At 65.3% G+C, this 19,627-nt stretch carries 20 protein-coding genes; 9 read left to right on the forward strand and 11 right to left on the reverse strand.

Annotated features, from left to right (window positions below):
* The first annotated feature begins 361 nt into the window (after nt 1–361).
* A complete protein-coding gene (locus tag F812_RS0117040) occupies nt 362–670 on the forward strand; it encodes a hypothetical protein (protein ID WP_020087202.1) in 309 nt (102 codons plus the stop codon).
* A gap of 96 nt (nt 671–766) precedes the next feature.
* Here F812_RS0117040 and glnA read toward each other — a convergent pair whose 3' ends face one another.
* Nucleotides 767–2,173: a type I glutamate--ammonia ligase gene (glnA, locus tag F812_RS0117045; protein WP_020087203.1), complete on the reverse strand. Its 1,407-nt coding sequence runs from the start codon at nt 2,171–2,173 to the stop codon at nt 767–769.
* A 54-nt stretch (nt 2,174–2,227) separates the two neighbouring features.
* Entirely contained in the window at nt 2,228–2,566 is a 339-nt protein-coding gene (locus F812_RS0117050) for a P-II family nitrogen regulator (RefSeq protein WP_020087204.1), read from the reverse strand.
* A gap of 399 nt (nt 2,567–2,965) precedes the next feature.
* Here F812_RS0117050 and F812_RS0117055 point away from each other — a divergent pair, with 399 nt between their 5' ends.
* Nucleotides 2,966–4,420, forward strand: coding sequence for a bifunctional ADP-dependent NAD(P)H-hydrate dehydratase/NAD(P)H-hydrate epimerase (locus F812_RS0117055; RefSeq protein WP_040498770.1), 1,455 nt, complete (start codon nt 2,966–2,968; stop codon nt 4,418–4,420).
* 5 nt (nt 4,421–4,425) lie between these two features.
* Here F812_RS0117055 and F812_RS0117060 read toward each other — a convergent pair whose 3' ends face one another.
* Nucleotides 4,426–4,995 (reverse strand): thioesterase family protein, encoded by a 570-nt coding sequence (locus tag F812_RS0117060; protein ID WP_020087206.1) that lies wholly within the window; start codon nt 4,993–4,995, stop codon nt 4,426–4,428.
* 174 nt (nt 4,996–5,169) lie between these two features.
* Between F812_RS0117060 and F812_RS0117065 the strand changes: the two genes are divergently transcribed.
* From F812_RS0117065 to F812_RS24405, 4 genes are all read left to right on the forward strand, one after another.
* Nucleotides 5,170–6,915, forward strand: a complete 1,746-nt coding sequence (locus F812_RS0117065; protein ID WP_020087207.1) for a tetratricopeptide repeat protein — start codon at nt 5,170–5,172, stop codon at nt 6,913–6,915.
* A 118-nt stretch (nt 6,916–7,033) separates the two neighbouring features.
* Entirely contained in the window at nt 7,034–8,482 is a 1,449-nt protein-coding gene (locus F812_RS0117070; RefSeq protein ID WP_020087208.1) for a cryptochrome/photolyase family protein, read from the forward strand.
* A gap of 188 nt (nt 8,483–8,670) precedes the next feature.
* Nucleotides 8,671–9,096: a L,D-transpeptidase gene (locus tag F812_RS0117075; protein ID WP_020087209.1), complete on the forward strand. Its 426-nt coding sequence runs from the start codon at nt 8,671–8,673 to the stop codon at nt 9,094–9,096.
* A 114-nt stretch (nt 9,097–9,210) separates the two neighbouring features.
* Nucleotides 9,211–10,182: a L,D-transpeptidase gene (locus tag F812_RS24405; RefSeq protein ID WP_020087210.1), complete on the forward strand. Its 972-nt coding sequence runs from the start codon at nt 9,211–9,213 to the stop codon at nt 10,180–10,182.
* Nucleotides 10,183–10,273: 91 nt separating this feature from the next.
* Here the strand turns inward: F812_RS24405 and F812_RS26150 are convergent, their stop codons facing one another.
* The 3 genes from F812_RS26150 to F812_RS0117095 form a co-directional block, all read right to left on the reverse strand.
* On the reverse strand, nt 10,274–11,683 hold the full coding sequence (locus tag F812_RS26150; RefSeq protein WP_020087211.1) for a DUF1134 domain-containing protein: 1,410 nt from the start codon (nt 11,681–11,683) through the stop codon (nt 10,274–10,276).
* A 136-nt stretch (nt 11,684–11,819) separates the two neighbouring features.
* Nucleotides 11,820–12,767, reverse strand: coding sequence for a polysaccharide deacetylase family protein (locus F812_RS0117090; RefSeq protein ID WP_020087212.1), 948 nt, complete (start codon nt 12,765–12,767; stop codon nt 11,820–11,822).
* 128 nt (nt 12,768–12,895) lie between these two features.
* Entirely contained in the window at nt 12,896–13,312 is a 417-nt protein-coding gene (locus F812_RS0117095) for a thioesterase family protein (RefSeq protein ID WP_020087213.1), read from the reverse strand.
* A 159-nt stretch (nt 13,313–13,471) separates the two neighbouring features.
* On the opposite strand from F812_RS0117095, the gene F812_RS24410 reads away from it, so the two are divergent.
* A complete protein-coding gene (locus tag F812_RS24410; protein WP_156827498.1) occupies nt 13,472–13,726 on the forward strand; it encodes a hypothetical protein in 255 nt (84 codons plus the stop codon).
* Nucleotides 13,727–13,833: 107 nt separating this feature from the next.
* Here the strand turns inward: F812_RS24410 and F812_RS0117105 are convergent, their stop codons facing one another.
* From F812_RS0117105 to F812_RS0117120, 4 genes are all read right to left on the reverse strand, one after another.
* Nucleotides 13,834–15,072 (reverse strand): OmpA family protein, encoded by a 1,239-nt coding sequence (locus F812_RS0117105; protein ID WP_083929235.1) that lies wholly within the window; start codon nt 15,070–15,072, stop codon nt 13,834–13,836.
* A gap of 112 nt (nt 15,073–15,184) precedes the next feature.
* Entirely contained in the window at nt 15,185–15,787 is a 603-nt protein-coding gene (locus F812_RS0117110; protein WP_020087216.1) for a Spy/CpxP family protein refolding chaperone, read from the reverse strand.
* Nucleotides 15,788–15,908: 121 nt separating this feature from the next.
* Nucleotides 15,909–16,175, reverse strand: a complete 267-nt coding sequence (locus tag F812_RS0117115) for a hypothetical protein (RefSeq protein WP_020087217.1) — start codon at nt 16,173–16,175, stop codon at nt 15,909–15,911.
* 221 nt (nt 16,176–16,396) lie between these two features.
* Complete coding sequence (locus F812_RS0117120; protein WP_020087218.1) at nt 16,397–16,762, reverse strand: hypothetical protein; 366 nt, start codon at nt 16,760–16,762, stop codon at nt 16,397–16,399.
* Between the two features lie 166 nt (nt 16,763–16,928).
* Here F812_RS0117120 and F812_RS0117125 point away from each other — a divergent pair, with 166 nt between their 5' ends.
* Nucleotides 16,929–17,465 carry an SRPBCC family protein gene (locus F812_RS0117125; protein WP_020087219.1) on the forward strand — a complete coding sequence of 179 codons (537 nt, stop codon included), beginning with the start codon at nt 16,929–16,931 and terminating at the stop codon, nt 17,463–17,465.
* Between the two features lie 14 nt (nt 17,466–17,479).
* On the opposite strand, the gene F812_RS0117130 is transcribed toward F812_RS0117125, so the two are convergent.
* Complete coding sequence (locus F812_RS0117130; RefSeq protein WP_020087220.1) at nt 17,480–18,322, reverse strand: DUF72 domain-containing protein; 843 nt, start codon at nt 18,320–18,322, stop codon at nt 17,480–17,482.
* 269 nt (nt 18,323–18,591) lie between these two features.
* Between F812_RS0117130 and F812_RS0117135 the strand changes: the two genes are divergently transcribed.
* Nucleotides 18,592–19,593: an energy transducer TonB family protein gene (locus F812_RS0117135; protein WP_040498780.1), complete on the forward strand. Its 1,002-nt coding sequence runs from the start codon at nt 18,592–18,594 to the stop codon at nt 19,591–19,593.
* The last annotated feature ends 34 nt before the right edge of the window (nt 19,594–19,627 follow it).

The following is a 19,627-nucleotide window of genomic DNA, read 5'->3' on the forward strand; positions in this document are numbered from 1 at the left end:
CGCCGCTCGCCAATTGCTCTCTTAAACAGAGCAATCCACTCAGTTCGCGAGCGGTCTCATCTGATCCGGTGGTGACATTTTCTTAGACCTCCTTTCGAGGAGTTTTGAAAGTGTGCGCCTGAGACCCAGAGCTGTCAATATCCGAAGTATGCACAAGTCGCGGGCCGCTCCGGATCCGTCGCGGCCTTGGTTAACCGAACGTTGAGGCGGGCGGCTTAAGCTCGGGATGCGCCTGAGAAGCGGTCAAGCCGCCCGGCGCTTTCGGTGTGCTCCAAGTTCTGTTCGAGCCTGCTTTCCGTTTTCGATGCGAGCGCGTCTCGCTCGCACCCCACACGGTCAGGCCAAGCCTCGCGAGGCTCACATGAGATCGGCGATCGGGTTTCTTTCGCTTCTGGCTTTCGGATTTCTCGCTGCCGGCGTGCTGGTGGTGATCGGCTCGGCGCCGGTCCCCGATTTTTCGTTCGACAGTCTGTTCACTGGCGATCACTCGGGCGTGCAGCCGGGGTCGCTGCTTTTGGGCCTGGTGCTCGGGTTCGTGCTGTCGGCGCTCGCGCGCGTGTCGTGGAGCGAGCTGCCGCGCCGCTTCGTGGGCTGGCTGATGCAGAACGAGCGCAGCTTCTACCGGCTCGCGCTGGCCTCGATCTTCATCGGCGTTCTGCTGTTCTACTGAGCGCTTGTCTGCTGAGTGCTCCGCAGAGATCCATAACGAGAAAGGCCCGGCATCGCTGCCGGGCCTTTCCTTCCCCCGTCGTGATCGGGGTGTCTCTCAGACCGAGTAGTACATGTCGTACTCGACCGGATGCGGCGTCATCTCGTAACGCATGTTCTCTGCCATACGCAGCTCGATGTAGGCGTCGATCATGTCGTCGGTCATCACGCCGCCAGCCTTGAGGAATGCACGGTCCTTGTCGAGCGAGGCCAGGGCCTCACGCAGGCTGCCCGCAACGGTCGGGATCTTGGCGAGCTCTGCCGGCGGCAGGTCGTAGAGGTTCTTGTCCATCGGGTCGCCCGGATGGATCTTGTTCTGGATGCCGTCGAGGCCGGCCATGAGGAGAGCCGCGAAGGCGAGGTAGGGGTTGGCGCCCGGATCGGGGAAACGCACCTCGATGCGCTTGGCCTTCGGGCTGGTCACGACCGGAATACGGCAGGAGGCGGAGCGGTTGCGCGCCGAGTAGGCGAGCAGAACGGGGGCCTCGTAGCCCGGCACCAGACGCTTGTAGGAGTTGGTGAGCGGGTTGGTGAAGGCGTTGATGGCCTTCGCGTGCTTCAGGATGCCGCCGATGTAGTAGAGGCAGGTATCCGAAAGGTCGGCGTACTTGTTGCCGGCGAAGGTCGGCTCGCTGCCCTTCCAGATCGACTGGTGCACGTGCATGCCCGAGCCGTTGTCGCCGAAGATCGGCTTCGGCATGAAGGTCGCGGACTTGCCGTAGGCCTGAGCGACCTGATGGACCACGTACTTGTAGATCTGCATGTGGTCGGCCATCGTGATCATCGGGCCGAACTTGACGCCGAGCTCGTGCTGAGCGGCCGCCACCTCATGGTGGTGCTTCTCGACGGTGACGCCCATCTCGGTCAGCACCGAGAGCATCTCGGAGCGGATGTCCTGGCAGCTGTCGATCGGGGGAACCGGGAAGTAGCCGCCCTTGACGCGCGGACGGTGGCCGAGGTTGCCCATCTCGTATTCGGTGCTGGTGTTGGTGGGCAGCTCGGAGCTGTCGACCTTGAAGCCGACGTTGTACATGTCGGTCGAGAACTTCACGTCGTCGAAGATGAAGAACTCGGCTTCGGGGCCGAAGTAGACCTTATCGCCGATGCCGAGCGAGAGCATGTAAGCCTCGGCCTTCTTGGCGATCGAGCGCGGGTCGCGCTCATAGGGCTGGCCGGTCAGCGGCTCGATGACGTCGCAGAAGATGGCAACGGTCGTCTGAGCGAAGAACGGGTCGACGTGGGCGGAAGACGGATCGGGCTTGAGGAACATGTCCGAGCTCTCGATGCCTTTCCAGCCGGCGATCGAAGAACCGTCGAAGGCGTAGCCCTCGAACATGGCTTCGTCGACCGTGCTCACGTCAGCGGTGACGTGCTGCATCTTGCCCTTGGTATCGGTGAACCGCAGGTCGACGAACTTCACGTCCTTGTCCTTGATCAACTTCAGGACGTCACTGACCGTTTTCATAAACACTCCCCTTTGGATTTGAGTTTGCGTATCACGCGTGAGACGCAGCGCAGATCAGATTGCTTCTGCGCCGGTCTCGCCCGTGCGTATGCGAATGGCTTCCTCGATCGACGAGATAAAGATCTTGCCGTCGCCGATGCGGCCGGTTTTGGCCGCTTTCTGGATCGCCTCGACGGCCTTGTCGAGCATCTCATCGCCCAACACGACCTCGATTTTCACCTTCGGCAGGAAGTCGACGACGTACTCAGCGCCGCGATACAGCTCCGTGTGGCCCTTTTGACGGCCGAACCCCTTCGCCTCGATCACGGTGATGCCCTGCAGGCCGATCTCCTGGAGAGCTTCTTTGACCTCGTCGAGCTTGAAGGGCTTAATAATGGCCTCGATCTTCTTCATGCGCCCTTGTCCTCCAGCAGTCCCGATCGCAAAGCCAGATGCGCCGGACCGGCCATCGGGTAGCACGGGATATGCCAAGTCGATTGATCCAAATTAACTTGTTTGTTTTCAGAAGCTTGGTTGATTACTGCCTTTCGGATGGGCAGTCCAGCTGCCCTTAATAGCTCAAAAATTGTGCGTTATGCGCGCTTTTTGTGCACGAAAGTCCGCCAGAGCCGTCCGTGGTGCCGCTGCCGTAGGCGGTTGGTCAAAGTATCCGTCCCGCGGCCGGCATGGCCAATGCGCCCCGATCTCTCTACGGTCGGGGTCGAAGGTTTCACGAATAGGACGAGGCACGGCGTGGCGACGCAGACGATTTGGCTGGACGGGGGGCTGCCGGAGCTCCTGACGCCGAGCGAGATGGGGCAGGCGGACCGGCTGGCGGTCGAGCACGGGGTTGCAAGCCTCGCGCTGATGGAGACGGCAGGACGCGCGGTTGCGGATGCCGCGCGCCGTCTCGTGCCACCCGGCTCGCGCGTGGCGGTGCTGTGCGGCCCGGGCAATAACGGCGGTGACGGGTTCGTCGCGGCGCGGCTTCTCAAGCGCGCGAGCTACGACGTGCGCCTGTTCCTGCTCGGCGAGAAGGCGGCACTCAAGGGTGATGCGGCCGAAATGGCGCGCCGGTTCGACGGTCCCGTGCGGCCGCTCGACCCTGACAAGCTCGAGAGCCTGCATCTCATCATCGACGGGTTGTTCGGGGCCGGTCTCTCGCGGCCGATCGAGGGTGTTGCGGCGGAGGTGATCGCGGCCGTCAACGCGTCCGGCACGCCAGTTCTCGCCATCGATGTGCCGAGCGGGCTCGACGGTGCGACGGGTGAGGCGCTAGGCTCGGTGTTTCGCGCCACGGAGACCGTGACGTTTTTCCGCCTCAAGCCCGGGCATGTGCTCTTTCCAGGCCGGGAGCTGTGCGGCACCGTGCGGCTCGCGGACATCGGGACGCCGCCGGATGTTCTGGCGAAGCTCGACATCAAGGCGCGGGTGAACGGGCTCGCTCTGTGGCGCGAGCATTTCCGCTGGCCGTCTCACACGGGCCATAAGTATGCGCGCGGCCATGCCGTCGTCGTGTCGGGTGCGCCTCATGCGACGGGGGCGGCCCGGCTGGGCGCGCGCGGCGCGCTCCGGGCAGGCGCGGGGCTGGTGACGGTGGCGAGCCCGCTCGACGCGGTCGAAGTCAACGCGATGCATCTCACCGCGATCATGCTGCGGCCGTTCGAGGGACCGGAGGGGCTTTCGGCGATCCTTGATGACGAGCGGAAGAATGCGCTCCTGATCGGCCCCGGCGGCGGCGTGGGAGAGGCCATGTGCCGACTGGTGGAAGCGGCTCTGCGCTCGCCAGCGGGTGTGGTGCTCGATGCGGATGCGCTGACGTCCTTCTCGGGCGACCTCGCGCGCCTCGTGACCGCTATTCGTGGCCATGCGGGCCCCGTCGTGCTGACGCCGCACGACGGCGAGTTCGCTCGCCTGTTCGGCGCGGGCGGGGGCGCGCGGCTCGAACGGGCGCGGGGCGCGGCCCGGGAGACCGGCGCGATCATTCTGCTCAAAGGGCCGGACACAGTGATCGCGGAGCCTTCGGGACGCGCGGCGGTGAACGTGAACGCGCCGCCGTGGCTCGCGACGGCGGGCTCGGGCGATGTGCTCGGCGGGTTCATCACCGGGCTTCTGGCGCAGGGGATGCCCGCATTCGAAGCGGCCGCTGCGGCGGCGTGGCTGCATGGCGCAGCCGCCTCGGATTTCGGGCCTGGCCTGATCGCGGAGGATCTGCCGGAGCGTCTTCCTGCGGTTCTCGCGCGGCTGATGCCGGCCGCGGCGCGCTAGGCGGATCAGGCGCCGGGCTGGGCGGACCGGCCGGCTTCGCGCATGGAGCGATCAGCGGCAAGGAACGCTTCGACCTCGGGCGACATCGGTGGGCTTTCCGCCGGGCCGCCAATCAGCTCGAACAGGTCTGGTATGGGGACGTAGCGCTGTTCCTTTCGGTCGTAGATCGCGCCTTTGACCAAGGCCTTGGCCGCCACCTGTCCTTCACGATCTCCCGCGGCGAAGACGAACGTCTGCTCCATGACGACGGCCTGCTCCGTCCACGCTACGGCACGTGTTTCCAGGCGATAGCGCTCGAAGGCGCGCAGCTCGCGGCGAAAGCGGATGACGACGGCGTTCGCGACCGGGGTCCAGCCGTTGCGCCAGACTGCCTTTCCCAAGCCGCCTCGGATGATGAGATCGATGCGCCCGAGGTCCATGATCGTGAGATAGCGCCCGTTGTTCATGTGCAGGCTGAGATCGAGATCGTTCGGGAGCACCCGGAGGGTGAGCGTGGAAAAGCCGTCGGGGACCGAGATTTTCGGGCGGAAGGGTGCCGTCAAGAGCAGCCACACCAGGCGCAGCCAGAGGTTCATGGAATTACCAGGGGACTACCGGGGGCCTATTGCGGAGATTGCGGGGCGTTCGCTGCCGTATCGTGCCCGGGCCACAATCTGCCTTTATTGAACGTTGCGCTATATTGGGAAGAAGATTCGCGTCTTCCATCCGTCTACTATGCCGGCATTTCCGGCACGTGGCCAAGAGGTTCGATGGTTCGCCTGCATCCCGTTCGCGCCGTGCTCGCGCTCGCCCTTCTCACGGGCGGGCTCAACGCGCCTGCGCAAGCTGCACCCGGCGAGCCTCAGATCGCAGAGGAAGCGGCGGGCGCGCTGGTGCGCGGCGAGGTTCAGCAGGCAGTCCAGAGCTATACCGAAGCGCTCAAGGACACGGCGCTTCCGAACGACCGTCGCGCCGCCATCCTCAACGACCGCGGCGTCGCCAACATCAAGCTGGGCCTCACGCGGCAGGCATTCGAGGATTTCAATCTGGCAGCGCAGCTCTTTCCGGAGTTCGCTGCCGTCTACAACAATCGCGGCAACCTGCTCTTGTCGCTGGGGCTCGCCAAAGAGGCGGTGAAAGATTTCGACCGCTCGATCGTGCTGGCCCCGGGCTATGCCGCCGCCTACAACAACCGGGCGGGCGCCTATGTACGCCTCGGCGAGCTCGACGACGCGATCGCCGACTACACGAAGGCGATCCAGCTTCTTCCTTCCAATCCCGCGCCGCTCAGCGGCCGCGGCCTCGCCCATCTCGCGTTGCTGCGTCCGCACGCGGCGATCCGCGATTTCACGCGCTCGGTCAAGGCGGATGCGCGCTTCGCCGCCGGATACCGTAACCGCGCGGAAGCCAAGCTCGAGGTGGAGCACTACGACGAGGCGATCGAGGATCTTTCTCGCGCCATCGCGTTCGATGTCTCTCATGCCGAGAGCTACGTGCTGCGCGGCAAGGCTTACCTCGCGACGCGCAATACCGCCTCGGCGATCAAGGATTTCACCAAGGCCATCGAGATCGATCCGAAGAACGCGATCGCCTACGCGGAACGCGGGTTCGCCTTTGGTCTCGCCGAGGCGCAGGACGACTCTTTCGGAGATCTCAACCGCGCCATCGAGATCGATCCGCGCTCGGGGCTCGCGTTCGCCTATCGCGCCTATGCCTACAAACAGGCCGGACAGATCGATGTGGCGCTGCGCGATATCGAGGTTGCGCAGAAGCTCAATCCCGAGACGGCCGAGGTCTATTGGGTGAAGGCCGAGATCGAGGAAGCCCAAGGGCAGACCGAGCAGGCGATAGCCGATCTCAAGAAGGCGCAGACGCTGCGGCCCGGCTATCGTGACGCGACGGAGTCGCTGCAGCGGCTCGGCAGCGTGCCGTCTCGCGCGGAGGATACGGTTCTTGCTGATGCGGGGATCGATACGTGGCGTGTCGTGTCACGCGGTCAGCGGTTCGTGGCCATCAACGATCTGTATCCGCGGCTCGCCATTCCGCTGGAGATGATGGGAAGCGGGCAGCCGAAGCTGCTCGAATGGGAGCTCAAGCAGCCGCCGTTCAAGGGGATCGGCACGCTGCGCTTCTTCGGCGGCTCCGTGACGACGAAGACGGGTACGGAGGATCTCGAGCAGGTCGCGGTGGTGGATGTGGAGGCGGGCGTCGTCGTCGCCATCGAGCCTCACAAGCAGGGCGAGAAAGTCGCGAACTGGACGTGGGAGAACGGCAAGGTGACGGTTGCGAGCGTGGACGGCGTCACCGACGAATTCGCGTTGCGCGCGGATCGCCCCGAGATGGCCGGGCAAGGACTGGCGGGTGACCGGCGCTTCACGAGCACCAGCCAGACGGGCGGATGGGCGCCCTGGGACACGCCATTCGGCGGCGCTTTCGGCCAGCAGCAGCCGCCTCCGGCCAAGCGCGCCACCGTGAAGAAAAAGCCCAAGACGATCTTCGATCTGCTTTTCAACTAGAGGCTCGATCCGAGCCGCATACCGCAATCGCGCGCCGCCCTGCGTGATTTCCGAGTGATCCGTCGCGCGCGAAAGCTCGTTTTGCGAGGGACGTCTTTTCTCGATCGCGCGGGTTTCTATGACGGACAAGCCGATTATCGTCTGGTTTCGCCGGGACCTTCGGCTTGGTGATAACGCAGCGCTCTGTGCAGCGGTGGAGACGGGCTCTCCCGTGCTCGCGGTCTACATCCTGGATGACGCTGCTCCCGGCTCCTGGCGTGCGGGTGCGGCTTCGCGCTGGTGGCTCCACAACAGCCTCGAAGCGCTCGATCGTTCGATCTCGGGGCTCGGCGGATCGCTGGTGCTGCGGAGAGGCGCCAGCGGGGATGTGCTCTCCGCCTTGGCGAAGGAGACGAAGGCCGAGGCGGTGCATTGCTCGCGCGCCTACGAGCCCTGGGCGCAACGGCTCGAGCGTGAGGTGCGCGACAGGCTCGACGCGCAGGGCGTGGGGCTGCGGCGGTTCGCGGGAACGCTGCTGCACGAACCCGAGCAGCTCACCACTCAGGCGGGGGGACCGTTCAAAGTCTACACGCCGTTCTGGCGCGCGTTGCGGTCCAAGGTCACGGTTTCGAAGCCGCTCTCCGCCCCCACTCAGCTTCGCGCACCCGCCAAGCTGCCGAAGAGCGAGCGTCTCCAGTCGTGGGGTCTTCTGCCGGAGCGGCCCGATTGGGCGGGTGGCATGAGAGACGCATGGACGCCGGGCGAGGACGGCGCGCGAGCGCGCTTCTCGTCTTTCCTCGACGAGGCCATCGCCAACTATACGGATGAGCGAAACCGGCCGGATCTGGAGGGCACTTCGCGCATATCTCCGCATCTCGCATTCGGTGAGATCAGCCCGCGCCAGTGCTGGTGGGCCGCGGAAGCGGCGGGAGCGCGAGAGCGGAAGGCGGCCGGAGGCGTCGAGACCTATCTCAAGGAGCTGGCTTGGCGCGAGTTCTCCGCGCATCTGCTCCATCACTGGCCCGATCTTCCCGAGGTGCCGTTCCGGAGCGAGTTCTCCGGTTTTCCGTGGCGCAAGAGCGCTGCTCACCTGAAAGCCTGGAAGAAGGGTGCCACCGGGTATCCGATCGTGGATGCGGGAATGCGGGAGCTGTGGACCACGGGCTGGATGCACAACCGTGTGCGCATGATCGTGGCATCCTTCCTGATCAAGCACCTTCTCTTGCCTTGGCAGGAGGGCGAGGCGTGGTTCTGGGATACGCTGGTGGATGCCGATCTCGCGAACAACGCGGCGAGCTGGCAGTGGGTGGCGGGGTCCGGCGCGGATGCCGCTCCCTATTTCCGCATCTTCAATCCCGTGCTTCAGGGCGAGAAATTCGATCCGGAGGGCGAGTATGTGCGCCGCTGGGTGCCGGAGCTGGCGGGGCTTCCGGCCTCCGTCATCCATCAGCCCTGGCAGGCCTCGGCGGCTGTTCTGGAGGCGGCTCAAGTGAAAATCGGGTCCACCTATCCGGCCCCGATCGTCGCGCACGCGGAGGCGCGTGCAGCGGCGCTGGGTGCGTTCGAGGCGATCAAGACCCAGGCGTGATGGCTCCGGCGCTTGCGTGGCAGCCCGGGGACTGCTGCTCCAGAGGTAAACGGCCGATAACGTGTTTACCTGGGTATCCGTCGGCCTTTGAAAGTCTGCTTGGGAAACGATATCCTAACGGAATTGCGGTTTCTTTTTCCTGATGCCGCTCTCGCGGCCGCCCTCTTCTGTGTCTGGAGTAAAGAGTGATGCGCCCTCTCGTCCTCGCGATCGCCCTTGCGGTCGCGTCGGCCCTCGTGCCTGCCACGGCCTCGGCCAACGTCCACGCCCGCATCAGCAAAAGCAGCCAGACCATGCAGGTCTATGTGAACGGCCAGCTCTACTATAGCTGGCCGGTGTCCACGGGCCGGGGCCGCTACGCCACGCCGTCGGGCAACTTCCGGGCGCAGCGCCTGGAGCGGCGCTGGTACTCTACGAAATACAGCGGCGCGCCGATGCACAACGCCGTGTTCTACAGCGGCGGCTATGCCATTCACGCCACCAACGAGGTGAGCCGGCTCGGACGTCCCGCGTCGCACGGCTGCGTTCGCCTGTCGCCGGGAAATGCGGCCGAGTTCTTCCAGCTCGTGCGCAGCTACGGCGCGGGGCGGACACGCATCACCATCACGCATTAAGGTCGGGTTTTACGGGCGGTCCCGGTGCTGCCCCGTTCATGGTCCATCTGTACGAGTTAGGTCTCTGTGCTCGTCATTGTTACCTCTCAGTTTGTATCGCGTTGGAGAGTTGTGATGAGGTTGAAGGTTCTGGTCGGTGCGCTTGCCGTCTCGTTGGGAGCGGCGGTAGCACATGCGCAGACCGCGCCCGAGAAGCCAGCCGCGCAGGGTGGCGTTCCGACTGTGACGATCATCAACAAGTCGGCTGCCGGCCCGGCTGAGCCCGCGCCGCCCACGCTGACGGTTTCTCCTGCGCCTCAATCCATTCCGAAGGCGCCCGAAGCGAGTGTCGAAGCGGCCGCCGCGCAGGCGCCTTCGGCCACGCCCGCCTCCGAGACGGCTGCCGAGCGGATGAGCGCTCCGCAGCCTGCGTCAGGCACGGCACCCGCTTCCGCGATGGCGGAGGAGCCCAAGACCGCAGCCGTTACGCAGGAGCCTCCGCCGGAGCCGACGCTCGGCATCAACATCGATCTGACGCGGCAGGTGATGACCGTGTCGGAGAACGGTACGCCCCGTTACACCTGGAAGATCTCGTCGGCCCGCTACGGCTACCGTACGCCGACCGGCACGTTCCAACCGACGTGGATGTCGAAGATGTGGTACTCGCGCCAGTACGATTACGCGCCGATGCCGCACGCGATCTTCTTCCACAAGGGCGTCGCGATCCACGCTACCTATGCGATCAACCAGCTTGGGCGCCCGGCCTCGCACGGGTGCGTGCGGCTTGCGCCGAAGAACGCGGCGGCACTGTTCAAGCTGGTCAACGATCACGGCAAGGCGCGCACGGAGATCGTGGTGCACGGAACCCCGGATCATTCCTATTCGGAGCGTGTGGCCTCGCGCGAGCGGGATGAAACATCGACGCGCCGCGCCGGATACCGCTATCTGCCGCCGAGCTATGCGCAGCGCGGCAATTACGCCTATGCGCAGCCGCCGCCTGGCTACTATGCGCCGCCGTCTCGCAAGCGCCGGTACTACGCCGCGCCGCGCCCGTACTATCAGCCGCGCGGTTTGTACAACAGCTACTCCTACGGTTACGGCTTCTGAGCTCAGCTTCCGGCTCCGAAACAAAAAAACCGCGCCGGATTTCGTTCAATCCGGCGCGGTTTTCTGTTTCGCGGGCGTTCGATGTCTCGTCTCAGAACGGGTTCCAGGTCGGGCGTGGCGTAAACCGCACGTAGCCGATGCTTGCGCCGAGCCTCAGGCCGAGACCGGAGCGGATCGGTGCCATCAGGACGGGGCCGCCCTTGAGCAGCGTCATGCCGACGCCTCCGACGAGATAGGCGGAGCCGTCCACGCCGGTGAAGCGGCGGAACAGGCTGTTGGCCTCATCGAGATTGTAGATCAGGAACAGTGTGCGCGATCCCTCGGCGCCGACATCGTAGCCGATCGACGGGCCGTGCCAGAACACTTGCTGCGTGCCGCCGGAGCGCAGGTAGAGCGTGCCTTCGCCGTAGCGGAGGCCTGCGAGGAACGCGCCGCCGCCTTCCTTGCCGAGCACGTATGCGGTGGGTCGCCCCGCCTGCTTGAAGGCGTGCTCGATGACGCTCGCGAGCGAGGTCGAGATTGTGCCGAAGAAACCCTGCGTCGCCGCTCGGATCTCGTCGATGGTGTAGCCGTCCTGGGCATGCGGGATGCCGTCTGCAGGGGGCAGCGCATAAGGCGCGCCCGGCGGATCGCCAGGTGCCGGAGGCTCGAAGGCGGGCGGGAGATCGTGGTTGGGCGACGGCGTGCGCACCACAGGCGGCGGCGGGATCACGGCCTGCGCGGTGGTGGTGCTCCAGCTCGAAGATTTCTCCGTCTCCTCCTTACCCTTCGAACCCGCGGCCGGAGCCGACGCGGGAGGCGGTGAGGTGGCGGCCGGCTTCGTGGTCTCGGTCTTGGGGGTTTCGGTTTTGGCGGTCTCGGTCTTGCGGACCGGAGAGGCAGGCCCAGCGGGCTTCTCGGGCTGTGCGTCTGCCGACGCAGCCGGTGGCGATGCTGGAGGGGGCGACGCGGGCTCGCGCGACAAGGACGGTGGCGGAACGGCCGGGGTGGGAGCGGGGACCGGCTCGCTGGTCGCGACAGTGGATGGCGCCGCGGCGGCCGGTGCGCCGATTTCCTTGTCGATCTTGGCAATGAGATAGGAGGACTTCGCGCGCATCACGGCCATCAGCTCGCTGGAAGCGGCTTTCAGCTCCGAGAGATTGGCGCAGCTGCCTGCCGCCGCCGCCTCGGTCTCCGGTGTGCCGAGTGTATCGATCTTACCCAGAAGCTCGCCCGCCTGGGCGTCGAACTCGTCGAGCTTCTTGTCATGGACGAGCGCGAGCCCCTTGGCCTCGAAATCCGGGTCGGTCCACTTCTTGTGGTCCCGCAGGGCCTGGAGCTTCTGCTTGAGCCGGGGCTGCGTCTCGGCGCTGAAGGCGCGCAGCTCAGCGGCCGACTCGTCGACGGCTTCGCCGAAGCTTTCGGCAGAGCAGGTCTCGGCGGCAGCTCTCTGGGCCGGCATCAGCGCAAACGCCAGCGCAAGGCCCAGCAGAGCCGGGCGCAGGATTCGTCTCATGTTCATCAAAACTCTCTCTCGCCCAGTTTTGGCGTTTTTGAGGAGTTTACCGATGAAGCGGGCGTGATGTGACTACTTTTTCGTGTCGATACATGTCGGAGGCCCCTGCGGTTAACCAATCGGGAGGGGCTTCCGGACCGTGTTATTGGCCCGTCGGGACCGTTTTGATCACGCTCGACATCGGCCGCTCGGCGCCGACCGCCGGAAGGCCCTTCACGTCCTTCTCGATCATCGCGTCGTACTCGGCCAGGGTCTTGAGGTCGTCCTTGGCTTTCATCTGCACGATCTTGTAGCCGCCAGCCTTCAGCGCTGCGAGCAGGCTCGGCATGGCCTTGGCCGTATGGGGCTGAATGTCGTGCATCAGCAGGATGCCTTTGCCCTTCTTGTCCAGCCGCTTCATGATGGCCTGAACAAGCTGCTCCGGCGTCTGGCGCTTGAAGTCGAAGCTGTCGACGTCGGTCGAGAACACGGCGATGTTGCGGCTCGCGAGGTGGGCGAGCGTCGCCTGCGAGTCACGGAGGTAGGGGAAGCGGAAGAACGGCGAAATGGGACCGCCGACAGCGCGGCGCACGCCGCTGATGCCCTTCTCGATCTCGTCCTTCGCGTCCTGGTCCGATTTCTTTCTCATGTCGGCGTGCGACCACGTGTGGGTGCCCACGGTGTGGCCACGATGGGCGACGTCGCGAATGATCTCAGGCAGGCCGATCGCCATTTTGCCGAGGCTGAAGAAGATCGCCTTGGTGCACTGCTCGTCGAGGGCGTCGAGAATGGCGCGCGTGGTGTTGACCTGCGGGCCGTCGTCGAAGGTCAGGACGACCTCCTTTTCCTGCAGGAAGTCGTAGGCCTTGTAGTGATCGAGGCCAAAGCCGGGGCCGCCGGTGGTATCGATCTCCACTGTGCGGGCGACGCCGAGCGCGTCCGCATTCGCGCAGCTCTTCTTCGCGGGATTGTCGGGAAGCGCGGATGTTTCCGTTGCCGCCGCGCCGGCCGCCTTGGCCGCTGCGCCCGCAGCCGGCGGAGCTTTGGATGCGTCTCCAGCGGTTGCCGCGGTGGCAAACAGAATGAGCAGCGTGGACAGCGTGAAGCGCATTGTGTCTCTCCCCGATTCTTGCACCCTTTCTAGCAACAAAAGCCGTCCGCGGGGAGGCCCGCTGGCCACACACTGCGGAGAGTGGGGATAAAGGGGGCAGTGGGACGGGGACGAGGACGAGGGGGACGTCAGGCGGATTTTGACGCGATCCTGGCCTTGAAGCGTTCCGCATCGACGACAACCCGGGTGTGCCGCGCCGCGCCGATCTTTTCCTTCGAATCGCGGGCTTCGATCTCGAACGTCAGCTTGCGTCCGTCCACGGCGACGAGGGTGGCAGTGGCGTAAATGGCGAGGCCAACGGGCGTGCCCGCTGTGTGACTGACCTCGATCTGAACGCCGAGGCTCGCCTGGCCAGGCGCGAGGCGATGCTCCACGCACGCCACGGCCGCGGCCTCCATGAGAGCGACCATGCTCGGCGTGGCATAGACCATGATCGCGCCGCTGCCGACGGCGGGAGCGCACAGGGCTTCCGTCACGCGCACTTCCGCGTGCCCCGTGAGGCCGGGTGTCAAGACAGGGGAGGCGCCGGGCGTACTCGAGTTCATGGGGCCTTCTCGGCGGCGTGATGGACTGGCGCGCGAGATTTTTCACGAAAAGCCGCGAGTGTCACGCCTGGAACAGCGGGCGATGGCAGAGCCGCTTAGGTTCACGGCATCAGATCACTCAACCCGCCCTTGACCGAGGGGCACAAGATGGAGGCTTCGATGACCATTGCTCGCACCAGCGCTCTCGCCGTTCTCGCTGCCGCAGCTCTTCTGTTCCCGCTCATTGCCAGCAGCGATGCGGATGCGAAAGGCGGCAAGGAATACTTCGCCCAGACCTATCAGTTCGACAAGCCGATGAACGGCTACCAGGGTTTCTCGGGCGCTTATCACTGCTCGTACGTCAAGACGCCGAAAAACGTGTGCGTCGCCGGCAAGTGCAAGCGCGTCTGGGAGCTGCTTCAGACCTGCCAGTAACACCCCGCAACGACCTTCACGTTCTGGATCCCTTCTCCTCCCACACTCCTGGCCCCGGCCCGCACCGGGGTCCTTTTTTTTGCGCGAGTGGGTGGAGATGCGGGCGCTCAGCGTGTCACTCGCAGCTCGACGCGGCGGTCGAGCTGGTAAAGCGCCTCGCCCTTGTAAGCCGTGCGATCGACGCCCATGAACGGCTCCGTCTTGCCCTTGGGCGTGAGTTTCAGCTCGCCGGTGTAGCCGCCGTTTCTCAGGATCTCCGAAACCGTATTGAGGCGGTCGCGCGAGAGATCGAAGTTGTAGTCGTTGGTGCCGCGCTCGTCCGCGTGGCCGGTGAGCTCGACGGCCGAGAGGCGCTTCAGCGTCAGGTATTCGAGGAGCAGGCGGGCCGCGCGCTCGCCCTCGGGCGTCAGCACCGCCTCGTTATAGACGAACATGATGGGCACCGGGATGACGGTCGTGGTGCGATCCGTATCGGCGGCGGCCGTCTTTTCGCTGGCGGCGGTGCTCGTGCTTGCACCGGCAGCTTGCTCCGTGGTCGTGCTCGTGGCGTTGGCTGCGACAGAGGTTTCGGCTGCGCTGCTGGAGGACGACGCCGTGGTCGAGGATGAGGCGGGCGCGTCCGGCGTCGCAGGTGCTCCCGTTGCGGCGGGCGTCTCGCCCTCGCTCTTCTTTCCGGTTTGTTGCGTGTCGTGCGCGTTCTTCTCCGCTTCCTCACGTGCTTCGGAGACGAGGTTCTCGAATTTGCGCATCACGTCGCTCGCGACCGCGGAGGGCGAGGCGGGGCTGGCCGGGACGGGTGCGGCGGCCGCCACTTGTGTTTTAGGCGGTTCCGGCGCGGGGGGCGGTGTCTTGCTGGTCGAGAAGGTGAGGGTCGGGTCGGTGCTGGCGAACCTATGATCGGTGACAAGGCTCCACTCGCCCTGCTCGTCTGATTTCACGGTGCCTGCCGGCTTTCCGTTTTCCATGACCGTTACATAAGTATCCGGCTCGGCGCGTCCGGCGAATACCGACGAGCCATCCGGAGAAATGCGGGAGATGTCGATCTCGACGTTTCCGGACGCGGGTTTTGGCTCGTCCGATTTACCGAGCGCCGCGACGGTCTGGTCGATGACGGTTTCGGCCGACTTGGCGGCCTGCTCTTCCTTGGCAGCGGGCGCCTGTTCACGATCTTTTGAGACCGGTGCGGCCGTTTTCTGCGCGGGATCCGGCGCGGTGCTGCTCGCGATGTCCCACGGCAATGTCACGCCGAAGCGGCCCGCGGCGAAGATCGCCGCAAGGCCGGATGCTGCCAGCAAAAGCAAAACGAGTGCAACGCGCCGCAGCATTGCCACCTCAACCTGTGTCATGATCCAGAAAGACCACGATGATCCAGGTTTGGGGAGTTATCAAGGCTCCGGCGGCAATTCTTCGAGGAGAATGAGGCGCGGAGGGTTAACTCCGCCCGCGCCTCTTGCCGGATTAGCCCTTGTCGCCGGGAGCGGGGCCGTCCTTCTGATCGTCGGGGCCGTGGCCGCCCTTCTGGTCCGGACCGTGATCGCGCTTCCAGTGGCCCTTGCCGCGACGCTCCGTAAGCTTGGCCTTCTGCTCCTCGGTGAGGCTCGCGTAGAACTTCTCGGCCGCCGGGCGGTAGGTCTTCAGCGCCTCGAGAGAGGCTTCGAGACCGGCCTGCGTCTGCGCGAGGCGCTCGATCGGCGTCTTGCGCGGGGTGTTCTCGTCGCTTGCTTCGGGCTTCTTGGGGCAGCCTTCGCGCAGCTTGTCGGCGGCGGCGCGGGTGGCGGTCTTGAATTCCTCGAAGGCGGGCTTCTGCTCGTCCGTCACTTTCACGCGGTGCTCGAGACGCACGAGCATGAGGTCGGCGAACTCGGCGCTGTCGCCGCGGCAGATGCGGCCATGGGGACCGCCGAAGCCGAGGCCCAGGAGACCGGCCGAGGCGCCGGGGCCGAAGTGATGACGGCCTTTGTGGCCTTCCCAGTGTCCGCGCTGGGCGATAGCGCCCGCTGCGGCGAGACCTACGGTTGCGGCGGCGATGCCGGCGAGAATGTACTTACCCTTACGTGTCATATGTCCGTTCTCCTTGCTCGACCGGCGCTCTCTCTGGGTCTCTTCCGGTGGGGGACCGGATGCGCCGTCTTGTAGGGAAGAACGGGGAAGGCGCGAGTTTCCGTCGCGCCTTCCGGCGGTGCTACTGACAAACTTTCTGACGCGCGTGGCAGTCGGTGGCGATCATGCCCGTCTCGCATTTGTAGGTGGTGGCCCCGGCAGCCTTTGCGTACCCCTGGTTCTCGCGGATGTTCTTCAGCGCGGCATCGGCCATGAACTTCGCGATGTCCTGCGTGACGCCGGTTCCGACCGCGCCGATCTGCTTGCAGGCTGCATTGGCGCCGCCGCTCATGACGGCGAGCGTGCCTGCGGCCAGCGCGAACGCTGCGCTTCTGGCGATCAGTTTCATCTTGTTGTTCTCCCTGATGTGACGTCCGTCTTGCGTGCCGGTTCGCGGCCCATCTCGGGACCGCGGGACACGGCGCGCGTGGACGCTGCTCCCCGGGCGCGGGCGAAATGTGGCGCAGATCGGGCAAGCGCGTCGAATGATGGGGACGTGTGGCGCGAACGCAGGCGCCCCGGACCGATAAGTCCGAGGCGATCAGAGTTCAGTATCGGCGGTGTGAACGCCTACCGGCAGGCGAGCAGATCGCGGGAGCCGGCCTCGTCCGTCACAGTCAGCGTGTCGCCGGAGACGGTGAGCGTGAAGTTGTAAGGTTCCGCGCTCCCTTCGATCGTGCACTCCGAGCTGACCTTCCACTCGCCATCCGCGCCGTCGACGGATTTGAACTTGCAGTGGGTCTCGTGTTGATCGTAGCCGTCCTTCGAGAGAACGAGGGGGGCTTCCTGGCGATCCTGGCCCACTTTGCACTGAGCCAGATCGGAGGCCCACGTCCCCACGTAGGAGGGATCAGCCGCGCGCGCGGGGGCGGTTGCCGCCAGGACTGCCGCCAGTGCGGCGAAGCCGAGCGAGAGTGTTTTCGTGGTCGTGCGCATGATCTCTGTTCTCCCGTTTCTTTGGGGCCCGGCAGGCGGACCGCTCATGCCAGCAAGGCAAGCGTGTCGGGCGTAATCATGTCAAGAGGGAGCGCTAGACTGGTTTGTAACGCGCCGGGGTGATATGCGCCCTCCGTCGACGAGGCTCTGGTTCGGGGAAGACAAAATGTTGAAGCGAATTGCCCTTCTGGTTGTCGCGGTGGTGGCCGCGTTCTGCGTCTACGTGGCCTTGCAGCCCTCGGCGTATCGCGTCGAGCGGTCGGCGATCGTCGTCGCCACGCCCGAGCAGACGTTCGCGGAGGTGAACGACTTCCACAACTGGGAGGCGTGGTCGCCGTGGGCAAAGCTCGACCCGGCGGCCAAGGCAACGTTCGAGGGGCCGGCGTCGGGCCAAGGCGCCGTGTTGCGCTGGTCCGGCAATCACGAGGTCGGCGAAGGCAGCATGACGGTCGTCGAGAGCCGCCCGAGCGAGCTCGTCCGCATCCGCACCGATTTCGTCAAGCCGTTTGCGGGATCGGCCAACAGCGAGTTCGTCTTCAAGGGCGATGGTCCGCGAACGATCGTGACGTGGAGCATGTCGGGTGAGCGCGGGTTCCTGGAGCGCGCGATCTGCACGATCATGAACGGCGACAAAATGATCGGCGGGCAGTTCGAGAAAGGCCTCGCCAATCTCAAGAAGGTGACGGAAGGCAAGGCGGGCTGACGCAGCCGATCCCGTCACTTCTTCGGCTTGCTTTTGGGAGCGCTTGGTTTTGCGAGCGCTTCCGTGAAGGCTTGCGCGGCGGCGGGAGCGCGGATCTTGCCGCCGTGAATGAAGTAGACGAAGACGTCACGCGGTTTGCCGGGTTTCTTTGGTGGCTCTCCGGCGAGATCCGGGGCGAGCGCCTTGGGCAGCTCGCCTGCGGCCCACGCGTTTGCCCTTGAAGCCCAGGTAGCGATCTCCTTGGCCGGATAGGCCGTGGGGTTTTCGTCCTCGCCTTTCTGCAGACGCGCGTAGACGAAGTCTCCCGTGAGATCTGCGATGGCGGGATAAGTCGGGTGATCGGCATAGCAGACCGGGATCTCGAAGTGGCGGAGGAGCGTCACGAACTCGCTGTCCTTGAACGAGGGATGGCGTACCTCGACGACGTGGCGCAGAGCGTGGCCGTCGAATGTTTTTGGCAACAGCTCGAGAAAGGCGCCGAAATCCGCCGCATCGAATTTCTTGGTGGGCGCGAATTGCCAGAGGATGGGGCCAAGCCTGTCCCCCAGCATGGTGGGGCCGGAATCCAGAAAGCGTTTGATCGAGTCGCCGGCTTCGGCGAGCACGCGCCGGTTGGTGGCGAAGCGCGGCCCTTTGAGGGAGAACACGAAGCCGTCCGGCACCTCGCTGGCCCATTTCCCGAATGTGGCGGGCGTTTGCGAGCGGTAGTAGGTGCCGTTGATCTCGATCGTGCTCAGCGCGCGGCTCGCATAGTGCAGCTCTTTGGCGTGCGGGAGTTTTTCCGGATAGAAGACGCCGCGCCAGGGCTCGAAGGTCCAGCCTCCGATCCCGGCTCTGATGGTTCCGCGTTGGCTCATGGCTGCCGTCTCCTTTTGGCGGACTATAGGGCGGAGAAGCCACGGCGGGAGGGGAAATGTCGAGCGCCCCGATAGCGGAGCACGCCCTGCCCGCGTAGTCTCGGGCCGGGTGAAAGCTTCGCGGAACGTAGATGGCACCGCCGGGGTGAGATATCGAGGCGGGTGACATATCGGGAGCGACAACCTGCCGGTTGTGAAGGCGGATGTGGGGCGCCATGTGATGCGAAATGCCAGGATGGGCGCCGCACCTCACGTTGACAGATGAGCTCATGCAAACTGCCGATGAAACGTTTGCGCTGACTGAGCGGCTTGTTCCACCTCTGGAGAAGGGGCAGCGGCCGTTTCAGGTTGCGCTTGCGCTGGCGTTTCTTTTTCATGCGGCGTTGTTCATCGAGATCGGCCGTTCGGTTCCGCGCACAATGGGAGACCGGTCGGGCTCGAACGATGCGATTGCGGTGGAGCTCGTCAGTGCCGCCGATTTGCGCAGCCTCGAGTCGGTTGCGATGCCGCCGCCGGGTGCTGCGCCCCCGGTGAGCCCCACGCCGCCGGTTCCACCGCAACCAGAGCCACCGCAACAAGAGCCGCCGAAGCCTGAGCCGAAGCAGGCAGAGCCAGCACCTCCGCAACCGGCTCCGCCCGAGCCCGCGCCGAAGGCCGCGGAGCCGCAACCTCAGCCGCCGCCGCAAGAGGCGAAGCAAGCGGAGCCTAAACCGGAACAGAAATCGGCGCTGCCGGACTTCGAGACGCTGCTTCCCGATCTCGCGACCATCCCGCAGCCGGCCGATCCGCCGGAGAAGCCAGCCGAGCCGCAAAAGCAGGAGGAGGCGAAGCCCGTCGAAAAGAAAGCGGAGGCCGCCCAGCCTGCGGAGAAGAAGGCCGAGCCCGCCCCGCCCAAGAAGAAAGCCCAGCAGCAGGCGCGGCTCGAGCCTTCGCCGAAGGATGCCGCAGTCGCGCCTCCGGGACGCTCGTCCTCCGTCTCGCGCCCGCCCGGCATCACACGCTCGGGCGAGAACGACGAGTTCGGGCGGGGCGTGATCCGCGCCTTGCGCGCAACCATGCCGCCGCCGAGAGGTGTGTTCGGACGTGTCACGGTCCGGCTCATTCTGACCGAGAACGGAGACCTTGCGGAAGTGCGCGTGGTCGAGCCATCGGGGCGCGACGGGCTCGATCAGAGCGTCGTGTTCGCCACCAAGCAGACCTATTTTCCGCTGCCGCCCTACAAGTCGACGATTGCGGACCGGACCTTCGTCATCACCTACGTGTACCGGTGACGGAGCGCTGCTAAAGGAAGGGAGCGCCGCAACG

The organism is Hyphomicrobium zavarzinii ATCC 27496 (genome assembly GCF_000383415.1).
Taxonomy (GTDB): Bacteria; Pseudomonadota; Alphaproteobacteria; order Rhizobiales; family Hyphomicrobiaceae; genus Hyphomicrobium_C; species Hyphomicrobium_C zavarzinii.

What these genes read in the sequence shown, in the direction of transcription:
- F812_RS0117110 (WP_020087216.1), bottom strand. Translation starts at nt 15,787, where the DNA reads ATGACACGTAAGGGTAAGTACATTCTCGCCGGCATCGCCGCCGCAACC.
- glnA (WP_020087203.1), bottom strand. Translation starts at nt 2,173, where the DNA reads ATGAAAACGGTCAGTGACGTCCTGAAGTTGATCAAGGACAAGGACGTG.
- F812_RS0117095 (WP_020087213.1), bottom strand. Translation starts at nt 13,312, where the DNA reads ATGAACTCGAGTACGCCCGGCGCCTCCCCTGTCTTGACACCCGGCCTC.
- F812_RS24410 (WP_156827498.1), top strand. Translation starts at nt 13,472, where the DNA reads ATGACCATTGCTCGCACCAGCGCTCTCGCCGTTCTCGCTGCCGCAGCT.
- F812_RS0117070 (WP_020087208.1), top strand. Translation starts at nt 7,034, where the DNA reads ATGACGGACAAGCCGATTATCGTCTGGTTTCGCCGGGACCTTCGGCTT.
- F812_RS0117120 (WP_020087218.1), bottom strand. Translation starts at nt 16,762, where the DNA reads ATGCGCACGACCACGAAAACACTCTCGCTCGGCTTCGCCGCACTGGCG.
- F812_RS0117090 (WP_020087212.1), bottom strand. Translation starts at nt 12,767, where the DNA reads ATGCGCTTCACGCTGTCCACGCTGCTCATTCTGTTTGCCACCGCGGCA.
- F812_RS0117130 (WP_020087220.1), bottom strand. Translation starts at nt 18,322, where the DNA reads ATGAGCCAACGCGGAACCATCAGAGCCGGGATCGGAGGCTGGACCTTC.
- F812_RS0117065 (WP_020087207.1), top strand. Translation starts at nt 5,170, where the DNA reads ATGGTTCGCCTGCATCCCGTTCGCGCCGTGCTCGCGCTCGCCCTTCTC.
- F812_RS26150 (WP_020087211.1), bottom strand. Translation starts at nt 11,683, where the DNA reads ATGAACATGAGACGAATCCTGCGCCCGGCTCTGCTGGGCCTTGCGCTG.
- F812_RS0117040 (WP_020087202.1), top strand. Translation starts at nt 362, where the DNA reads ATGAGATCGGCGATCGGGTTTCTTTCGCTTCTGGCTTTCGGATTTCTC.
- F812_RS0117115 (WP_020087217.1), bottom strand. Translation starts at nt 16,175, where the DNA reads ATGAAACTGATCGCCAGAAGCGCAGCGTTCGCGCTGGCCGCAGGCACG.
- F812_RS0117050 (WP_020087204.1), bottom strand. Translation starts at nt 2,566, where the DNA reads ATGAAGAAGATCGAGGCCATTATTAAGCCCTTCAAGCTCGACGAGGTC.
- F812_RS0117135 (WP_040498780.1), top strand. Translation starts at nt 18,592, where the DNA reads ATGCAAACTGCCGATGAAACGTTTGCGCTGACTGAGCGGCTTGTTCCA.
- F812_RS24405 (WP_020087210.1), top strand. Translation starts at nt 9,211, where the DNA reads ATGAGGTTGAAGGTTCTGGTCGGTGCGCTTGCCGTCTCGTTGGGAGCG.
- F812_RS0117105 (WP_083929235.1), bottom strand. Translation starts at nt 15,072, where the DNA reads ATGACACAGGTTGAGGTGGCAATGCTGCGGCGCGTTGCACTCGTTTTG.
- F812_RS0117075 (WP_020087209.1), top strand. Translation starts at nt 8,671, where the DNA reads ATGCGCCCTCTCGTCCTCGCGATCGCCCTTGCGGTCGCGTCGGCCCTC.
- F812_RS0117055 (WP_040498770.1), top strand. Translation starts at nt 2,966, where the DNA reads ATGGGGCAGGCGGACCGGCTGGCGGTCGAGCACGGGGTTGCAAGCCTC.
- F812_RS0117125 (WP_020087219.1), top strand. Translation starts at nt 16,929, where the DNA reads ATGTTGAAGCGAATTGCCCTTCTGGTTGTCGCGGTGGTGGCCGCGTTC.
- F812_RS0117060 (WP_020087206.1), bottom strand. Translation starts at nt 4,995, where the DNA reads ATGAACCTCTGGCTGCGCCTGGTGTGGCTGCTCTTGACGGCACCCTTC.